The 15,823-nt window shown below is 45.0% G+C and carries 16 protein-coding genes; 6 read left to right on the top strand and 10 right to left on the bottom strand.

Annotated features, from left to right (window positions below):
* Position 1 precedes the first annotated feature (1 nt).
* The 3 genes from fba to AOC07_RS07975 are packed head-to-tail and all read right to left on the bottom strand — an operon-like array spanning position 2 to position 3,769.
* Positions 2-1,066 carry a class II fructose-bisphosphate aldolase gene (gene fba, locus AOC07_RS07965; RefSeq protein WP_215357448.1) on the bottom strand — a complete coding sequence of 355 codons (1,065 nt, stop codon included), beginning with the start codon at positions 1,064-1,066 and terminating at the stop codon, positions 2-4.
* Positions 1,067-1,118: 52 nt separating this feature from the next.
* Entirely contained in the window at positions 1,119-2,555 is a 1,437-nt protein-coding gene (gene pyk, locus AOC07_RS07970; RefSeq protein WP_215293003.1) for a pyruvate kinase, read from the bottom strand.
* A gap of 2 nt (positions 2,556-2,557) precedes the next feature.
* Positions 2,558-3,769, bottom strand: a complete 1,212-nt coding sequence (locus AOC07_RS07975; protein WP_215293005.1) for a phosphoglycerate kinase — start codon at positions 3,767-3,769, stop codon at positions 2,558-2,560.
* Positions 3,770-3,959: 190 nt separating this feature from the next.
* On the opposite strand from AOC07_RS07975, the gene AOC07_RS07980 reads away from it, so the two are divergent.
* From AOC07_RS07980 to AOC07_RS08000, 5 genes are read left to right on the top strand one after another with little or no spacing between them, the layout of a single operon-like run.
* Positions 3,960-4,883: a branched-chain amino acid transaminase gene (locus AOC07_RS07980; protein ID WP_215293007.1), complete on the top strand. Its 924-nt coding sequence runs from the start codon at positions 3,960-3,962 to the stop codon at positions 4,881-4,883.
* A gap of 14 nt (positions 4,884-4,897) precedes the next feature.
* Positions 4,898-5,086, top strand: coding sequence for a zinc-finger domain-containing protein (locus AOC07_RS07985; RefSeq protein WP_215293009.1), 189 nt, complete (start codon positions 4,898-4,900; stop codon positions 5,084-5,086).
* Positions 5,087-5,132: 46 nt separating this feature from the next.
* Positions 5,133-6,167 carry a lipopolysaccharide heptosyltransferase II gene (gene waaF / locus AOC07_RS07990; RefSeq protein WP_215293011.1) on the top strand — a complete coding sequence of 345 codons (1,035 nt, stop codon included), beginning with the start codon at positions 5,133-5,135 and terminating at the stop codon, positions 6,165-6,167.
* A 20-nt stretch (positions 6,168-6,187) separates the two neighbouring features.
* The gene (locus tag AOC07_RS07995) at positions 6,188-6,622 is read left to right on the top strand and encodes a nuclear transport factor 2 family protein (protein ID WP_215293013.1); all 435 of its coding nucleotides are present in this window, start codon (positions 6,188-6,190) and stop codon (positions 6,620-6,622) included.
* A gap of 8 nt (positions 6,623-6,630) precedes the next feature.
* Positions 6,631-7,233 carry a DUF2946 family protein gene (locus AOC07_RS08000; RefSeq protein ID WP_215357450.1) on the top strand — a complete coding sequence of 201 codons (603 nt, stop codon included), beginning with the start codon at positions 6,631-6,633 and terminating at the stop codon, positions 7,231-7,233.
* Here AOC07_RS08000 and AOC07_RS08005 read toward each other — a convergent pair.
* Positions 7,230-8,930 carry a M48 family metalloprotease gene (locus AOC07_RS08005; RefSeq protein ID WP_215357451.1) on the bottom strand — a complete coding sequence of 567 codons (1,701 nt, stop codon included), beginning with the start codon at positions 8,928-8,930 and terminating at the stop codon, positions 7,230-7,232. The genes AOC07_RS08000 and AOC07_RS08005 overlap by 4 nt on opposite strands.
* 23 nt (positions 8,931-8,953) lie before the next feature.
* On the opposite strand from AOC07_RS08005, the gene moaC reads away from it, so the two are divergent.
* On the top strand, positions 8,954-9,433 hold the full coding sequence (gene moaC, locus AOC07_RS08010; protein ID WP_215357452.1) for a cyclic pyranopterin monophosphate synthase MoaC: 480 nt from the start codon (positions 8,954-8,956) through the stop codon (positions 9,431-9,433).
* A 16-nt stretch (positions 9,434-9,449) separates the two neighbouring features.
* On the opposite strand, the gene AOC07_RS08015 is transcribed toward moaC, so the two are convergent.
* The 6 genes from AOC07_RS08015 to sucC form a co-directional block, all read right to left on the bottom strand.
* Entirely contained in the window at positions 9,450-10,196 is a 747-nt protein-coding gene (locus AOC07_RS08015; protein ID WP_215357453.1) for a glycosyltransferase family 25 protein, read from the bottom strand.
* Positions 10,197-10,471: 275 nt separating this feature from the next.
* Positions 10,472-12,136 (bottom strand): tetratricopeptide repeat protein, encoded by a 1,665-nt coding sequence (locus AOC07_RS08020; RefSeq protein WP_215357454.1) that lies wholly within the window; start codon positions 12,134-12,136, stop codon positions 10,472-10,474.
* An 86-nt stretch (positions 12,137-12,222) separates the two neighbouring features.
* Positions 12,223-12,735 carry a pilin gene (locus tag AOC07_RS08025; protein WP_215357455.1) on the bottom strand — a complete coding sequence of 171 codons (513 nt, stop codon included), beginning with the start codon at positions 12,733-12,735 and terminating at the stop codon, positions 12,223-12,225.
* Between the two features lie 121 nt (positions 12,736-12,856).
* Complete coding sequence (locus AOC07_RS08030; RefSeq protein WP_215293028.1) at positions 12,857-13,564, bottom strand: TerC family protein; 708 nt, start codon at positions 13,562-13,564, stop codon at positions 12,857-12,859.
* A gap of 109 nt (positions 13,565-13,673) precedes the next feature.
* Positions 13,674-14,567, bottom strand: coding sequence for a succinate--CoA ligase subunit alpha (gene sucD, locus AOC07_RS08035; RefSeq protein WP_215293030.1), 894 nt, complete (start codon positions 14,565-14,567; stop codon positions 13,674-13,676).
* A gap of 15 nt (positions 14,568-14,582) precedes the next feature.
* On the bottom strand, positions 14,583-15,752 hold the full coding sequence (sucC, locus tag AOC07_RS08040; RefSeq protein ID WP_215293032.1) for an ADP-forming succinate--CoA ligase subunit beta: 1,170 nt from the start codon (positions 15,750-15,752) through the stop codon (positions 14,583-14,585).
* Positions 15,753-15,823: the final 71 nt, after the last annotated feature.

Genomic DNA, 15,823 nt, shown 5'->3' on the forward strand with positions numbered 1-15,823 from the left:
TTCACTTCACGATCTGAGTTAGCTTGCCGCTCTTATAGAGTTCAGCCATTTTTTCCAAGGGAATAGGTGTGATTTTGGATGCTTGTCCAGCAGATCCGAAAGCTTGAAAGCGCGCAATACAAACCTTCTTGGCAGCTTCACGTGCTGGCTTCAAATAATCACGCGGATCAAATTTGCTTGGGTTCTCAAATAAATAACGGCGAATAGCACCAGTCATTGCTAAACGAATATCGGTATCAATATTGATCTTACGGACACCATTCTTGATACCCTCCTGAATCTCCTCAACAGGCACGCCGTAGGTTTCTTTCATATCCCCACCAAACTCACGAATTTCAGCAAGCAACTCTTGTGGAACACTGGATGAACCATGCATCACTAGGTGCGTATTTGGAATACGCGCATGAATTTCTTTAATACGGTCAATTGCCAAAATATCGCCAGTCGGTTTTTTTGTGAACTTATATGCGCCGTGACTTGTACCAATCGCAATTGCCAAGGCATCGCATTGCGTTGCTTTTACAAAGTCAGCAGCTTGCTCCACATCGGTCAATAACTGCTCACGTGTCATCGTGCCGTCAGCCCCATGACCGTCTTCCTTATCGCCTTTCATGGTCTCTAAAGAACCCAGCACACCAAGTTCTGCCTCCACAGTAACTCCAATAGAGTGGGAAAACTTCACGACTTCCTTGGAAACATCAATGTTGTACTCATAGCTAGCAACTGTTTTACCGTCAGCCTCAAGCGAACCATCCATCATTACGCTAGTAAAACCACTCTTAATTGCTGCCATACAGACTGCTGGACTTTGACCATGGTCTTGATGCATCACAACGGGAATATGAGGATATGCCTCGACAGCAGCAGAGATCAAGTGGCGCAGGAATGCTTCGCCAGCATACTTACGCGCACCCGCAGAGGCCTGCATGATGACCGGGGAATCAGCTTCACTAGCCGCTTCCATAATCGCAGTGACTTGCTCTAGGTTGTTAACGTTAAATGCTGGGAGACCATAACCGTTTTCAGCAGCATGATCCAAGAGTTGTCGTAAAGATACTAAAGCCATGATGTTCTCTTAATTTATAAAGTGTTAATAATTGAATTCAATAAAATGTGAATTACTTCACATGAATAATTTTGAGGGTATTAGTACCGCCAGGTTCACCCATTGGCTCTCCTGAGGTCAGCACCACTGTATCGCCCTTTTTAACGGCACCTGCTTTTTTTAAGCAAGCCTCAACTTCTTGCAAAGCGGTATCACGATCCTTGGTGTAATCCAGACCAATTGGCGTCACATTGCGATAAGTGCTCAATGCTCTTTGGGTTGCAATCTTTGAAGTTAAAGCAAAGATGGGGACATGAATGTTATGACGGCTCATCCATATTGCTGTAGAGCCAGAATCGGTCAGCGCTGCAATCGCATTTGCGTTTAAATGATGAGCAGTAAACAAAGCGCCCAAAGCAATGGTTTGATCAATACGGGTAAATGTTTGATCCAAAAAATCCGTATCTAATTTCACAGGGTCTGATTTTTCCGCTTCGACACAAATCTCCGCCATCGCTTTAATTGTTTGCACGGGATAAGAGCCGGCAGCAGACTCAGCTGAAAGCATGACAGCATCAGTACCGTCCAATACGGCATTCGCTACATCACTGACTTCGGCACGCGTTGGCACTGGAGCATTAATCATGGACTCCATCATTTGCGTTGCAGTAATCGTAAATTTATCTGCCTCACGTGCCCAAGCAATCATGCGCTTTTGTAACGCTGGTACTGCAGCATTACCCACTTCAATAGCGAGATCGCCGCGGGCAACCATGATGCCATCACTCTCCGCAATAATACTTTTGAGCGCCTCAGGTTCAATAGCTTCAGCACGCTCTACCTTAGCAATCGTTCTTACCTTGCCAACGCCGTATTTAGCACTAGCAGCATCAGCTAACTTGCGGGCATATGCCATATCAGCGCCATCTTTTGGAAAGCTGATCGCCAAGAAATCAACACCCATAGCAATTGCAGCATCCAAATCAGAGATATCTTTTTCAGTGAGCGCTGGCGCAGTCAAACCACCACCAGCGCGATTAATACCCTTGTTATTCGAAAGCGGGCCACCCTGTTCTACGAGCGTATAAATTTCTCCGCCCTTAACGCTCTCAACACGGAGAACAACGAGACCATCATTTAACAGGAGACGATCTCCAGGCTTCACGTCACTGGGCAGCTCCTTGTAATCGAGTCCTACGCGACCTTGATCGCCAAGCTCACAAGCAACATCCAAAATAAACTTCTCGCCCTCTTTGAGAAGAATCTTGCCATCTGCAAATTTACCCACACGAATCTTAGGGCCCTGCAGGTCGGCCATGATGCCAACTTCCTTGCCCGCTTCAGCAGAAATACTTCTCACTAAATCATGACGTGCTTTGTGATCTGCCACGGTCCCGTGTGAGAAGTTCATGCGTACTACATCAACACCTGCGCGAATCATGTCTCGCAATACCTCAGGTTTTTCTGAGGATGGCCCTAGAGTTGCAATGATTTTTGTGGCTCGAAGCATATTTAGTCTTTCGCTCTTTCAGCAAGTACTGCAAAGGCTGGCAAAGTTTTACCCTCGAGAAATTCCAAGAAAGCACCACCACCAGTTGAGATGTAATCCACTTGATTTTCAATACCGTATTTTGCAATTGCAGCCAACGTATCGCCACCCCCAGCAATCGAGAATGCTGGTGAGTGCGCAATTGCTGCAGCTAGCATTTTTGTGCCACCGCCAAATTGATCAATTTCGAATACACCTAATGGGCCATTCCAAACAATGGTGCCGGCGTGTGCCAGCATGATGGAAAGACGCGCCGCAGTCTTAGGGCCAATATCCAAAATCATGTCATCTTCCGCCACTTGGTCTGCAGACACTCTATTCGCACGAGCCAAAGGAGAGAGTTCGTTAGCAACTACAACATCCTCAGGAATGGGGACATGTGCGCCGCGCTTTTCCATGAGATCCATAATCTCTCTAGCCTCATTGACCAAGTCTGGTTCTGCAAGCGATTTACCAATAGGCAAGCCTTTAGCAAGCATGAAGGTATTCGCAATACCACCGCCAACAATTAATTCATCCACTTTTTCGGAAAGTGCTTTGAGGATTGTGAGCTTGGAGGAGACTTTAGAGCCCGCAACGATTGCTACAAGCGGGCGCTTTGGACTTGCCAATGCGCGACTTAATGCGTCTAACTCGGCCGCCATTAATGGGCCGGCACAAGCAACTGGTGCAAACTTAGCAACACCATAAGTCGTTGCCTCAGCACGATGAGCAGTACCAAATGCGTCATTTACGTAAATATCACATAGAGCGGCAATCTTTTTGGCCAGCTCATCATTGTTCTTTTTCTCGCCCACATTTAAGCGGCAGTTTTCTAAGAGAACTACTTCGCCTGGATTTACTTCAAAGCCACCATCCACCCAATCGCTAATGAGCGGAACTTTGCGATGTAACAAAGTGGCAATGCGATCTGCTACAGGGGCCAAGCTATCTTCGGATTTAAATTGGCCTTCGGTGGGGCGGCCCAAGTGAGAGGTGACCATCACGGCAGCACCAGCATCCAAACACATCTGCACTGCCGGCATAGAGGCCCGAATCCGAGTGTCTTCAGTAATATTGCCCGCTTCATCCTGAGGCACATTGAGATCGGCACGGATAAAAACCCGCTTTCCCTTTAATTGACCTGTTTGAGCTAATTCACTTAAACGTTTAACTTTAAATAAGGATTCCGGCATGAGATTGGGCAAATAAGGTGGTTTGTGGGGATTGCTCCATTCTAAATCGTCTAGCCCAACTACCCCAAAGGATCTAAGCCAACATACCGCCCTGCCTGCTCTACAATAGGGTGCTTGGACGCATTTTGGGTCTAGGGCCACCAACCCTCCCTCGGCGCCCCGATTAACCAGATACAAAAAGGTAGAGAAAATGTCGATGTCCGACCGCGATGGCTTTATTTGGTCCGATGGGAAGCTGATTCCCTGGCGTGAGGCCAATATTCACGTCCTAACCCATAGTCTGCACTACGGCATGGGGGTATTCGAGGGCATCCGCGCCTATAAAACCCCCCAAGGCACGGCCATTTTCCGCCTACCAGAGCACGTAAAGCGCCTCTTTAATGGCACCAAGATTTTCCAAATGAACATGCCCTATAGCCCAGAAGTGATTAGCAAGGCAATTATTGATGTGGTGAATAGCAACAAGCTGGAATCTTGCTACATTCGCCCTATTATCTTTATTGGATCCCAAAAGCTCGGCATTTCCCCCAAAGGAAATACGATCCACACCGCAATTGCCGCCTGGGAATGGGGTGCTTATTTAGGTGAAGATGGCCTTAATAAAGGGATTCGGGTAAAGACCTCTTCATTTACCCGCCATTTTGTGAACTCCTCACTCGTTCGCGCCAAAGCATCCGGCTATTACATTAACTCTATTTTGGCAAATCAAGAAGTCACCGCCAATGGATATGACGAAGCTTTGTTGTTAGATACCGAAGGCTATGTTTCTGAAGGTTCTGGCGAAAATATTTTTATGGTGAGCGATGGCATTGTTTACACGCCAGATTTAGCATCATGCCTAGACGGCATTACACGTGATTCAATTATCGATATCGTGAAAGACCTCGGTCTTGAGTTGCGCGAAAAACGGATTACTCGTGATGAGATTTACTCTGCAGATGAAGCCTTCTTCACCGGTACAGCTGCTGAAGTTACTCCGATCCGCGAGCTTGATGACCGCACTATTGGTGATGGCAAGCGCGGGCCAATTACCGAAAAAATTCAGAAGACTTATTTTGATGCGGTATACGGTAGAAGCGATAAATACAAATCTTGGCTCACCTACGTCAAGTAATTAGGAATAGAAACATGACTCAAGCTCAAGTGGTTATGGTGGATGGCAAGGACCTGCCATTGCATTGCCCAACCAACCAAACTCCAGCCTGGAACTCTCATCCACGGGTTTTCTTGGACATCACGAAAACCGGGGAAGCAAAGTGTCCATACTGTGGCGCTGACTACAAACTCATTCCTGGTACCGAGCCACACGGACATTAAGCGATATCAGTGCCCCGCCATGGGGTGCTGACTCGGGATACAACACATGCAAAGTATTCTGATCATTGCCCCAAACTGGATTGGGGATGCCGTAACAACACAGCCTTTACTAGCCAATCTCAAGGCACTCTATCCAGATTCTAAAATTGATGTTCTTGCAAGCAATTGGGTGGCGCCAATCTATCGTGCCTGCACTGAAGTGCACGAAGTCATTGAAGCAAATTTTGAGCACAAGAAGTTGCAATGGGGCCTACGAAAGCAATTAGCCAAAGTGATTGAAGCCAAGCATTATCAAGTTTGTTTTGTATTGCCTAATAGCTTCAAGTCTGCCCTCATTCCGTGGCTAGCGAATATACCTTTTCGGATAGGCTACCGCGGCGAGTTACGTTTTGGTCTGATGAATTTATCTTTGGATAATCCAAGAAAAATTAATCGCCCGCCAATGGTTGAGCACTACTTAGCCCTGAGTCAACTTCTGGAGGATGATGAGTCTCTTCCGCTTGACCCAAGCGTTCCGAAGCTCAATGTATCCCCCGCAGCAAAGCAATCTGTACAAAACAAATTACAAAGTGCCAATATCAATCGAGACTTGATCTATGTGATGTGCCCGGGCGCGGAATACGGGCCCACCAAACGCTGGCCTACTGAGCACTTTGCAGTACTCGCACAAAATCTCATCGCACAAAATCTCAGTAACCAGATCATTCTGCTCGGCAGCAAAAGCGATCATGCTCTTGGCGAAGAAATTAGCTCCCTAGCAAAACAAGTCAGCAACATTCACAACTGGTGTGGCAACACTTCATTAGATGAAGCGATTGCCTTAATTGGAATGAGTAAAGCAGTCATCAGCAACGATTCAGGGCTGATGCATGTTGCGGCAGCCCTAAAGACCCCCCAAGTTGCCATCTTTGGCTCTAGCGACCCCGCCCATACACCGCCCTTGTCTGATAAAGCTAAGATTATTTGGCTAAATATGTCCTGTAGCCCATGCCACAAAAGAGTGTGTCCTTTGGGTCACCTACGATGCCTAAAAGACATCCTGCCGGAACAAGTATTGGCTACACTCAATACATTGAAATAATTACTCGGAAACGGTAAGTCATGACCAAACTTGCAAGACTCTTTCAAAATGCTGATGAAGTCGTAGATGCTTGGCGAGATGCACTGCGCCATCGTGATGTTAAGAGTGCTCTCGATATCTGGCTTGATGACGACTCCATTACCTGTGTTCTACCTGAAGGTCATCGCCTCAGTGGGCATGCTGAAATTCGTAAAGGCTTAGAGAGGTTGTTATCTAAACAACCCTTGTTCCTTGAGCCCGTTGCTTGCATTAGTCACTCCATCCTAGGGGCCGCTATTTATGACACTACGGAAGCAGTACATCTAAGACCTGATCAAGTAGAGGCTGAATTTTTCTTAAATATCACCCTGGTCTTATTACAGGATAGTCAGGGCTGGCGGATAGCGCATCTGCATGCAAGCCGCTCTACCGAAGAAACCTTTGATGCTCCCTCTACACCCCACGGGCTGCATTAAATATCAATATGGATGAGCAAGTATTACGGTCGCTCATCAAGTGGCCCAATGTGCCAGATTGCTTTGGTTGGCTTGCTTTAGATCGACGTGGGCAATGGCGCATGCGCGATGAATTCACCCAGCAAAATAAATTACCTGGCCAAGTAATTACCCATACAGCATTAAATGAATTTATCTCCAGAAACTATGCCTGCGATACTTTAGGAAGATACTTTTTTCAGAACGGCCCACAGCGCGTCTTCATTACACTCGACATCACCCCTTGGATAGCGCGTATAACCCCAAGCGAAAATGGCTCAGAACTTCTTACTCAATGCAAAAACCCAATCAAACCAAGTAGCGCCTTAAGCGATGAAAACGGCAATATTTATATTGTCGGAATAGTAAATCAAGTTCAATTTTCTAAAGAAGATTCCCAGACCGTAGCGCTTTTGCATGATCATGACTTAGATCATTTTTCCCAATTAGCAAAGCTTCATGAAGAAGCTTGTAGTTTTGGCGGATCCTGGATTTGGCAAGGTAAACAATTACCTCTAGATCCCATTCTCTCAGAAGAGCTCGCTGCACGCTTTAATTTTGTTGCTAAACCGAGCGAGAAGGTTAGCTCTTAACTCGGCAGCTTTCCTTGCTCTTTGAGCTCATCCTGATACTGTCTTTGCATCTCGCGCAAACGCGCATCAATACTAGAGCCCTGATAGTAATCGGAGCCACCGGCAGAACGGGCAATCTTTAATTGCTCAATTGCTGATGGCCACGCACCTTCAAGAGCATACTTTTCACCGAGAGCGTAATGACGCATGGATACATTCTTAGCCTGATCATATGCTTTTGATAACAAACTCCACCAGACAATTTCATTAGGCTGCAAGCGAGTTCGAGATTTAAGCCAAGTAATCGCATCATTGGTACGGCCAAGCGCCAAATCCGCATTGATCATTGCAGCACCAGCAGCATATGACTGAGGGTAAGCACGCAAAGTCGCTTGCGCAATCTGTAAGGCCTCTTCTCCCCTGCCTTTAGCCAGAGCTAACTCGGATGCCGTGATATCTAAAGACAAACTTTGCCTCTGAATCGGCGAGCCTGGAGCACTAGCAGCCTGAGCCAAATTGCGAGCTTGCTGCAAATACATTTCAGCTTGATCCACTTTGCCTTGCCGTTGTGCAATGAGAGCTAAGCCATAAAAGCCCTCCATTTGTTTTCCTGCCTGAGACTGCTTACTCAAGCTTTCAAAAGTATTTTTAAGATCGTATAAACCGCTTGAAGTTCCTGACTGCTCCATACGCGCTCTAGCCTTGATGAAATAAAACTCGACTGATGTTGGAACATTGCGTGCATCAACTCTTCTTGCTCTATCTTGCATATCAGCAATACGATCAGTGGTTAAGGGGTGAGTCCTGACATAAGCAGGGACCCCTTTATCCATAACACTTGTAGCCCTTTGTAGGCGCTGGAAAAATCCAGGGGCGCCATTAACATCATATCCACCAGCATCCAAAATCTGAAAGCCAACGCGATCAGCCTCACGTTCAGCATCCCTTGAATAGGAAAGTTGATTGTCAATGGCGACTGCCTGACCACCTTGCATTAAGCCCGCAGCAGCTGAAGGGTTGCGCGACATTGCAAGTGCACCAAGCACCATACCTGCAATTGCAATCATGGTGTTAGTAGATTGCTTATCCATCTGACGAGCGAGATGACGCTGTAATACGTGCCCAGTCTCATGGCCCATTACTGAGGCCACTTCTGAATCCGTCTCTGCGCTGACTAGCAACCCCGTATGAAAACCAATAAAGCCGCCAGGTAAGGCAAACGCATTGATGCTACTATCTTTAACTGCAAATACTTCAAAGTTATAGGCGCCACTACCCTGTTCATTAGCTCCACCAAGTTGTAATCTTTTCGCAGCCTGTAATAGGCGGCGTTCCATTTGATTTAAGAAATCATAAATGGGTAAATCATTAGAAAAATCGGGATCAGGACGAATCTGACGCATGATCATTTCGCCATATTTACGCTCATCAATCCGGCTTAAAGAGTCTCCACCAGGATCTCCCATGTCGGGCAAAATAATATTGGGCTGACTTTGTAGAGCGCTACGAGCGGGCAGCTTGGACGATTTGGCATCAGGAGACTGCATGGCCCTGCCAATATTTTGGATGGCTGCAGAATTACCGTCTACCGAAACATCTCCAACAGGGGCGGCAGCATAAGCAGGCACGATTCCCGAGAATGCCAAAGCGGCTATCAGCTGAGTAGCCAAAATGCGCTCCAAAAATGAGGTTTTTCTGATGATCTTTATTTCCTGCATCCCCATATGGTAAAACTTATCCCATGAACAAACTAACTCATTTTGATGAAAGTGGCCAAGCCCATATGGTGAATGTGGGTGATAAGGCCTCCACCCACAGAGTCGCCATTGCTACAGGCACGATCAGTATGCTTGTGGAAACCTTCAAGATGGTTGAGGCAGGGACCCACAAAAAGGGGGATGTATTAGGCATTGCCAGAATCGCAGGGATTCAGGCATCAAAGAAAACGGCAGATCTTATTCCGCTGTGCCATCCACTAGCCTTAACCCACGTTAGCTTAGACTTTCAGCTCGATCAAAAAACTAGTAGTATCAGTTGCCAAGTAAAAGCAGAAACAACCGGGCCAACCGGCGTCGAAATGGAATCCCTCACCGCAGTCCAAGTAGCCCTCCTCACAATTTATGACATGTGCAAAGCAGTAGACCGTGGCATGGTGATGAGTGATGTCAAACTACTTGAGAAGAGTGGTGGTAAGAGTGTGGGGTGGAAAGCGCGGGAATAAATGCTAACTTCTTTCCTTAGATATATAAACGAATTTGTTTAAACTCAGTCTGCTGAACAGTACTTATCTCGACTTCATTCTTAGTAATAACTAAGGGAGGAAACGAGGCATAACTTTGATTGATCGCATAAAAGGCATTCATTGAAATATCAAGCGCGACATTTTCAAGTTTCATGTTTAAGGTTGGAAAAAAGACATTCATCTTTTTTATTGGTTGCGTTTGCGCAAGAAAATTTTGGGCACCCTTAGGGGAAATAGAGTAGCAGATTGTGCCAAAACATTGGAGAAGTTTTAAGGGTAAAGGATTTAGATCCTCAGCCATATAACCAACAAAATTGGTTCTCAAAGTATTTTGGTCAAAAGTCATCGAGCAATTGCTCAACCCTTGTGGCAGATTGCACAAGAGAATTGAATCAAAATTCCACCCCCATAGACAAATATCCCAATCCACCCCCAACGAGGTTAGGACTTTGCCGGATAAGCATTCAAAGTTTTGATGAAAAATTGCATCATCCTCGCATATCGTTAGGGGCCGCCCCTTCGAAATCACTTCATTCCATAATTTTTGGTGCGATAAAGCATTCCCAAGGGCTCCAGCCCTATAACTGTAGCTAGCATCAATAAATTTTTTACGATCAGACTCAGAAACTAGGTTGCCTTCAATGGCCGGGAATACGGAATACTTTATATGGCTATTTTGTTTTCGAAATACATCAAGCCGCTCTGGGGTGCGCTCAAGGGAGATTACTTTGATATCAAACATAGTCAGCTAGTTTTCAAAATTGATAATACAAATCTTTAATGGGCCATGATTTTATCGGCCTGTTATGCCGAGATGGTAGCAATGAATTATTTTATTATCATTACTAAACACTAAACTAAGTTTGCATTTCCTTTATGCGCTCTAGAATAGATATCGTGCCAAGGAGTGCAGCCAGCCCTGTAATAGCGCGAAAATGGAGTCTGATGAAGTCTCTTTAAGAAAAGCTCAATACTGCTTAGTTTGGCCAGATGGCATAGACACCCAGAAAAAACCCGCTAGCTGCAGCTCAAGTCGCCCTTAACCCTATCTAGTACGCTACCCCAATCGCCAATGACTGGTTGTCTATATAACTTCACCGATGGGTACCATGGACTGTCCACTCTATCTAGCAACCATCGCCAATCAGGCACATGAGATAAAAGAATCCATGTCTCTTTACCCAATGCCCCGCTTAAATGAGGAACGCTAGTGCAACTGCTAATTACTAAATCAAGATTTTCAATAAGTGCTGCTGTATCTGAAAAATCGACTAATTGATCGCCAAAGAACCTAATCTTTTTATAATTTTCAAAGAATTCCTTATCGCAGTTTTTTAACTCTTTTTGCAAGCAAATGTATTCAAACCTATCATCGGGAAGTGCTTTAATAAAATCGAGAAGCTTCAAACTTCTTTTAGAGTCCTCCTTAAAATTAGACATACTACTCCAAACTAAACCAACTCGCTTTTTTCTCTTTTCTCCTAGTCTAAGCCTCCACTCCTCTACTTTATTTGAGCTCACAGTTAAATAAAGGTTATGCGCAGGAATGGTGGAAATGTTTGTATTAAGAGCCAGCGGGATGCTCAAGAGCGGGCATTGATAATCAAAATAAGGCAGCTCTTCACCCTTGATGACTAACTGCGAAACACCCTCAAAACCCTCCATCAAAGTAGCAAGCGACTTAGGGGTCTCTAAGATAATTTTGGCCCCCAAATCAGCCACTAATTTTACGTATCTGCAAAACTGAATGAAATCACCAACTCCCTGCTCCCCATAAATCAGAATTATTTTTCCCTGAAGCGATTCAACCCCAAGCCAAGTGGGCTTGTCAAAGATACGTTTGCCTGCTTTTTCACTAACACTCTTTGAATCCCATCTACCCTCATAAAGTGGCAAACCATTTTCAAAATCGCCCCGCAAAAGCAAGGATAAGCCTTTATTCCAGGATGCCTCGTGATAGTCTGACCTATGATTCAACGCTTTATCATAGTGAGCAATCGCCTCGTCACAACGTCCCAGCTCATGCAATGTCACCCCTTTATTGGTCCAAGCCTCGTGATAGTCAGATCTAAGACTTAATGCTTTATCAAAGTGAGTGATGGCATCGTCATAACGTCCCAGCTCATGCAATGTCACCCCTTTATTGGTCCAAGCCTCGTGATAGTCAGATCTAAGACTTAATGCTTTATCAAAGTGAGTGATGGCATCGTCATAACGCTTGAGCTCTTTAAGGGTATTGCCTTTATTGGACCAACCTTCTGCATACCGAGGCTGTATAGTGAGCGCTCTATCGTAGTGAGCAATAGCCTCATCATAACGATTAAGTTCATAGAGAGCATTGCCTTTGTTTGACCATGCTTCCTCATATTTTGGGTCTATTTTTAGCGATTTATCATAGGCATCAAGAGCATTTTCATACTCCTTAAGCCCTAGGAAAACATTACCTAGGTTACTTAAAGCCAAAGCATTCTTTGGAAGAGCCTTTAAGGAATTATTAAGGTATTTTAGAGCCTCTAAATATTGCCCTCTTTGAGCAGAAATAACTCCAAGAAGTCTAAGGACGTGAGGATTATTGGATTCCAATCTGATTGCCTGCTTTAAGTACATCTCCGCAGGCTCTAAGTTTGAATATCTAATACATTCAAGCGATTTATTTAAAAGGAAGCCTATTTGTGGATTCATAATTAAATATTACCCTAGGAATTTTTAATTAAAAAATTAGTCGCCCTAAGGCGACTAAGAGACAAAATTAACTAGTTATAAATAATCTATTTATTGATTCTGCACTCAGACGGCAGCAGCTGAGATAACAGATTTGTTTCAGTAGATCTACAAGACCAACCACCTGCCCACGTTGCCCCCTCTAGCTTGGATAAATCAATTGGTCTAGGTGCGTTAAGATCCGGCTCATTTGTCGGAATAAGATGTAATGTATTTTTACCCTCTGGCGCAACACTGACTTGGTAGTCAATAGCGATTGCCCCTGAGGGTGTAATTTCTATTAACTTAACGCTACGAGTTGGTCCAAAAGTAAATGATCCGCTTGTTGCCTCATCCATAGGGACTGTTCCACGACTTGCAAATGCTTCTGTAACAGCAAGTTTTGCGCTTGAAGATAAATTCATACCCTCTACAACCCGACTTCGGGCAATGTAATCTTGATACTGCGGCACTGCAACTGCTACCAAAATTCCAATGATGGCCACCACCACCATTACCTCGATTAATGTAAATCCTGCCTCCTGGCTTTGGCTCTCTACTTCTTTACTTAGGCTTTGCATATCTTCTAACTCCTGAGGTGAAATTCCTCATCATCCAGTCTATACCGCTTCTGTTCAAGAAATCTACACGTAAAAAAACCGGCTTTTGAGGCCGGCTTTTACTGATTCTGGTGAGAGCAAATTAAGCTTTAGCCTTCTTATTATTCTTTTTCTTAAGATAAGTGCCCAACAGGATCACGATAGCAACGCCAATGCCCTCGAAGATCATATGCGCATCTTCAAATGCAGCTTGCATCGATTCCTTGATTGCTGGATCTTCAACTAACATACCACCAGCCAAGAGACCTAAGAGGCCCGCACCCAAAGTAATAATGACTGGAAAGCGATCCATAACCTTGAGGAGCATAGTGCTGCCAAAAATGATCAATGGAATAGAAAGTCCAAGGCCAATAATGAGCAAGGCTAAGCGAGTTTCCTCAGGCCCCTTTTGTGCTGCAGCAGCTACAGCAAGAACGTTATCCAAGCTCATCACCAAGTCAGCAACCAAAATCGTCCGAATAGCGCCCCAGATATTGGAATGGCCATGCATCTCTTCTTCTTCGCCGCTGTCAGCAAGTAGCTGAACCCCAATATAGACCAGCAAAATAGCGCCAATAATCTTGAGGTACGGCAAAGCCAATAACTGCACGGCAGTTACTGTAAGCACTACGCGCAAAATAATTGCGGCGGCACTTCCCCAGAAGATTGCTTTCTTTTGTTGATTGGGCGGCAGATTGCGTGAAGCTAAGGCAATCACAACCGCGTTATCGCCTGACAGCAAAATATTGGCAATAATGATTGATAAAAGCGCTGCCCAGAATGCTGGGCCTGAAAATGCTGAAAAATCCATAATGTCTCCTACATTTTTATGTTTTAACTACTTTTTTAAACTACCCATTACTACAAAAAAGATGCTGCCGAACGCTATTGGTATAGCAGCACCCTTTCTTTGTCACTAATTACAACATGGCTTTCAATAAAGCAGCCATTTCCGATGGATTCTTTGTTACTTTGAAGCCACACTCTTCCATTACGGCGAGTTTGGCATCAGCAGTATCAGCACCACCAGAAATCAATGCGCCGGCATGACCCATGCGCTTTCCAGGAGGTGCTGTAACCCCAGCAATAAAGCCAACTACAGGCTTTTTCATATGATCTTTACACCAGCGGGCAGCTTCAGCTTCATCTGGACCACCAATTTCACCGATCATGATGACCGCATCAGTTTCTGGATCTTCGTTAAACATGCGCATGACGTCGATATGCTTCAAGCCATTGATTGGGTCTCCGCCAATACCAACTGCAGTGGACTGACCTAAGCCGATTGCAGTCAATTGACCCACTGCTTCGTAAGTTAAGGTACCAGAACGACTTACAACACCGATGCGGCCCTTTTTGTGAATGTGGCCGGGCATGATACCAATCTTAATTTCGTCAGGAGTAATAATTCCTGGGCAGTTTGGGCCTAGTAACAAAGTCTTCTTGCCGCCTTTAGCTTCTTTTGCCCTCATCTTGTTGCGCACTTCTAGCATGTCGCGTACTGGAATACCTTCAGTAATACAGATCACGAAATCAAGGTCAGCCTCAACGGCTTCCCAGATCGCAGCAGCAGCACCAGGGGGCGGAACGTAAATTACGGAAGCTGTTGCGCCAGTTTGCTGAGCAGCTTCTTTAACGGTTGCATAAATCGGAATATTAAAAATAGACTCGCCAGCTTTTTTAGGATTTACTCCAGCAACAAAGCAATTTTTGCCGTTTGCATACTCTTGACACTTCTCAGTATGAAACTGACCGGTCTTACCAGTAATACCCTGTGTAATAACTTTGGTGTTTTTATTAACTAATATAGACATTTCAAAATTCCTGGATTATTTGTTTTTGGCAACAGCAGCAACTACCTTCGTAGCTGCTTCAGCCATTGAATCGGCGCTAATAATTGGCAAACCAGAGTCTGCAAGAATCTTCTTGCCCAACTCTTCGTTTGTACCCTTCATGCGCACAACCAAAGGTACCGTGAGATTGACTGCTTTACAGGCTGTAACCACACCATCGGCAATCACATCGCAACGCATAATGCCGCCGAAGATGTTTACCAAAATTGCTTCAACACTCTTGTTCTTGAGCATGATTTTGAATGCTTCAGTTACTTTTTCAGCTGTAGCACCACCGCCAACATCCAAGAAATTTGCTGGCTCACCGCCAAATAGCTTAATGGTATCCATGGTTGCCATCGCTAAACCAGCGCCATTCACTAAGCAACCGATATTGCCATCTAAAGAAATATAAGCAAGGTCAAACTTAGAAGCTTCGATCTCTGCAGCATCTTCTTCATCGATATCGCGATAAGCAACGATTTCTGGATGGCGAAATAAAGCGTTTGGATCAAAGTTGAACTTCGCATCAAGAGCCTTGATCTTGCCATTACCTTCAAGAATCAATGGATTAATCTCTACTAAGGAGGCATCGGTATCCCAGTAGGTCTTATACAAGTTTTTGAATACATCGCGAGCCATTGGAATGGAGGCTTCCGGAACCCCAATACCCTTCGCAACGATGTCACAGTCTGCATCTGTCAAGCCAATTAATGGATCAACAAATACTTTGATGATTTTTTCTGGATGAGATTCAGCAACTTCCTCGATATCCATGCCGCCCTCACTAGAGGCCATGATCACATTTTTTTGTGTGCCACGATCTGTAACAATACTGAAGTAGTACTCTTTTTTGATATCAGCGCCGTCTTCAATTAAGAGGCGATTTACTTTTTGACCTTCAGGGCCTGTTTGGTGTGTCTTAAGCTGCATGCCCAAAATTTCAGATGCGTATTTCTTCACTTCGTCCATGCTTCTAGCCAACTTTACGCCACCACCTTTACCGCGACCACCTGCATGAATCTGCGCCTTAACAACCCATACAGGGCCGCCAAGTTTTTCAGCAGCTGACATCGCTTCATCTACACTAAATGCAGGGATGCCGTTTGGAACTGGCACATTAAATTGGCGCAGAAGTTCTTTGCCTTGGTACTCGTGAATTTTCATAATTACTCCGAAACGGTATCTTTTTTAGCAAGCGATGAGGATTAGTTAAACCGATGTTGCCTTGATCCCAA

This window comes from Polynucleobacter sp. UB-Raua-W9 (genome assembly GCF_018687435.1).
GTDB lineage: Bacteria > Pseudomonadota > Gammaproteobacteria > Burkholderiales > Burkholderiaceae > Polynucleobacter.

Excerpts from the sequence above, each read along its gene's own strand:
- AOC07_RS08020 (WP_215357454.1), bottom strand. The coding sequence starts at position 12,136 with ATGAATCCACAAATAGGCTTCCTTTTAAATAAATCGCTTGAATGTATT.
- fba (WP_215357448.1), bottom strand. The coding sequence starts at position 1,066 with ATGGCTTTAGTATCTTTACGACAACTCTTGGATCATGCTGCTGAAAAC.
- AOC07_RS07975 (WP_215293005.1), bottom strand. The coding sequence starts at position 3,769 with ATGCCGGAATCCTTATTTAAAGTTAAACGTTTAAGTGAATTAGCTCAA.
- AOC07_RS08000 (WP_215357450.1), top strand. The coding sequence starts at position 6,631 with ATGGATGAGCAAGTATTACGGTCGCTCATCAAGTGGCCCAATGTGCCA.
- sucD (WP_215293030.1), bottom strand. The coding sequence starts at position 14,567 with ATGTCTATATTAGTTAATAAAAACACCAAAGTTATTACACAGGGTATT.
- waaF (WP_215293011.1), top strand. The coding sequence starts at position 5,133 with ATGCAAAGTATTCTGATCATTGCCCCAAACTGGATTGGGGATGCCGTA.
- AOC07_RS08005 (WP_215357451.1), bottom strand. The coding sequence starts at position 8,930 with ATGCAGGAAATAAAGATCATCAGAAAAACCTCATTTTTGGAGCGCATT.
- AOC07_RS07995 (WP_215293013.1), top strand. The coding sequence starts at position 6,188 with ATGACCAAACTTGCAAGACTCTTTCAAAATGCTGATGAAGTCGTAGAT.
- pyk (WP_215293003.1), bottom strand. The coding sequence starts at position 2,555 with ATGCTTCGAGCCACAAAAATCATTGCAACTCTAGGGCCATCCTCAGAA.
- AOC07_RS08025 (WP_215357455.1), bottom strand. The coding sequence starts at position 12,735 with ATGCAAAGCCTAAGTAAAGAAGTAGAGAGCCAAAGCCAGGAGGCAGGA.
- AOC07_RS07980 (WP_215293007.1), top strand. The coding sequence starts at position 3,960 with ATGTCGATGTCCGACCGCGATGGCTTTATTTGGTCCGATGGGAAGCTG.
- AOC07_RS07985 (WP_215293009.1), top strand. The coding sequence starts at position 4,898 with ATGACTCAAGCTCAAGTGGTTATGGTGGATGGCAAGGACCTGCCATTG.
- sucC (WP_215293032.1), bottom strand. The coding sequence starts at position 15,752 with ATGAAAATTCACGAGTACCAAGGCAAAGAACTTCTGCGCCAATTTAAT.
- AOC07_RS08030 (WP_215293028.1), bottom strand. The coding sequence starts at position 13,564 with ATGGATTTTTCAGCATTTTCAGGCCCAGCATTCTGGGCAGCGCTTTTA.
- AOC07_RS08015 (WP_215357453.1), bottom strand. The coding sequence starts at position 10,196 with ATGTTTGATATCAAAGTAATCTCCCTTGAGCGCACCCCAGAGCGGCTT.
- moaC (WP_215357452.1), top strand. The coding sequence starts at position 8,954 with ATGAACAAACTAACTCATTTTGATGAAAGTGGCCAAGCCCATATGGTG.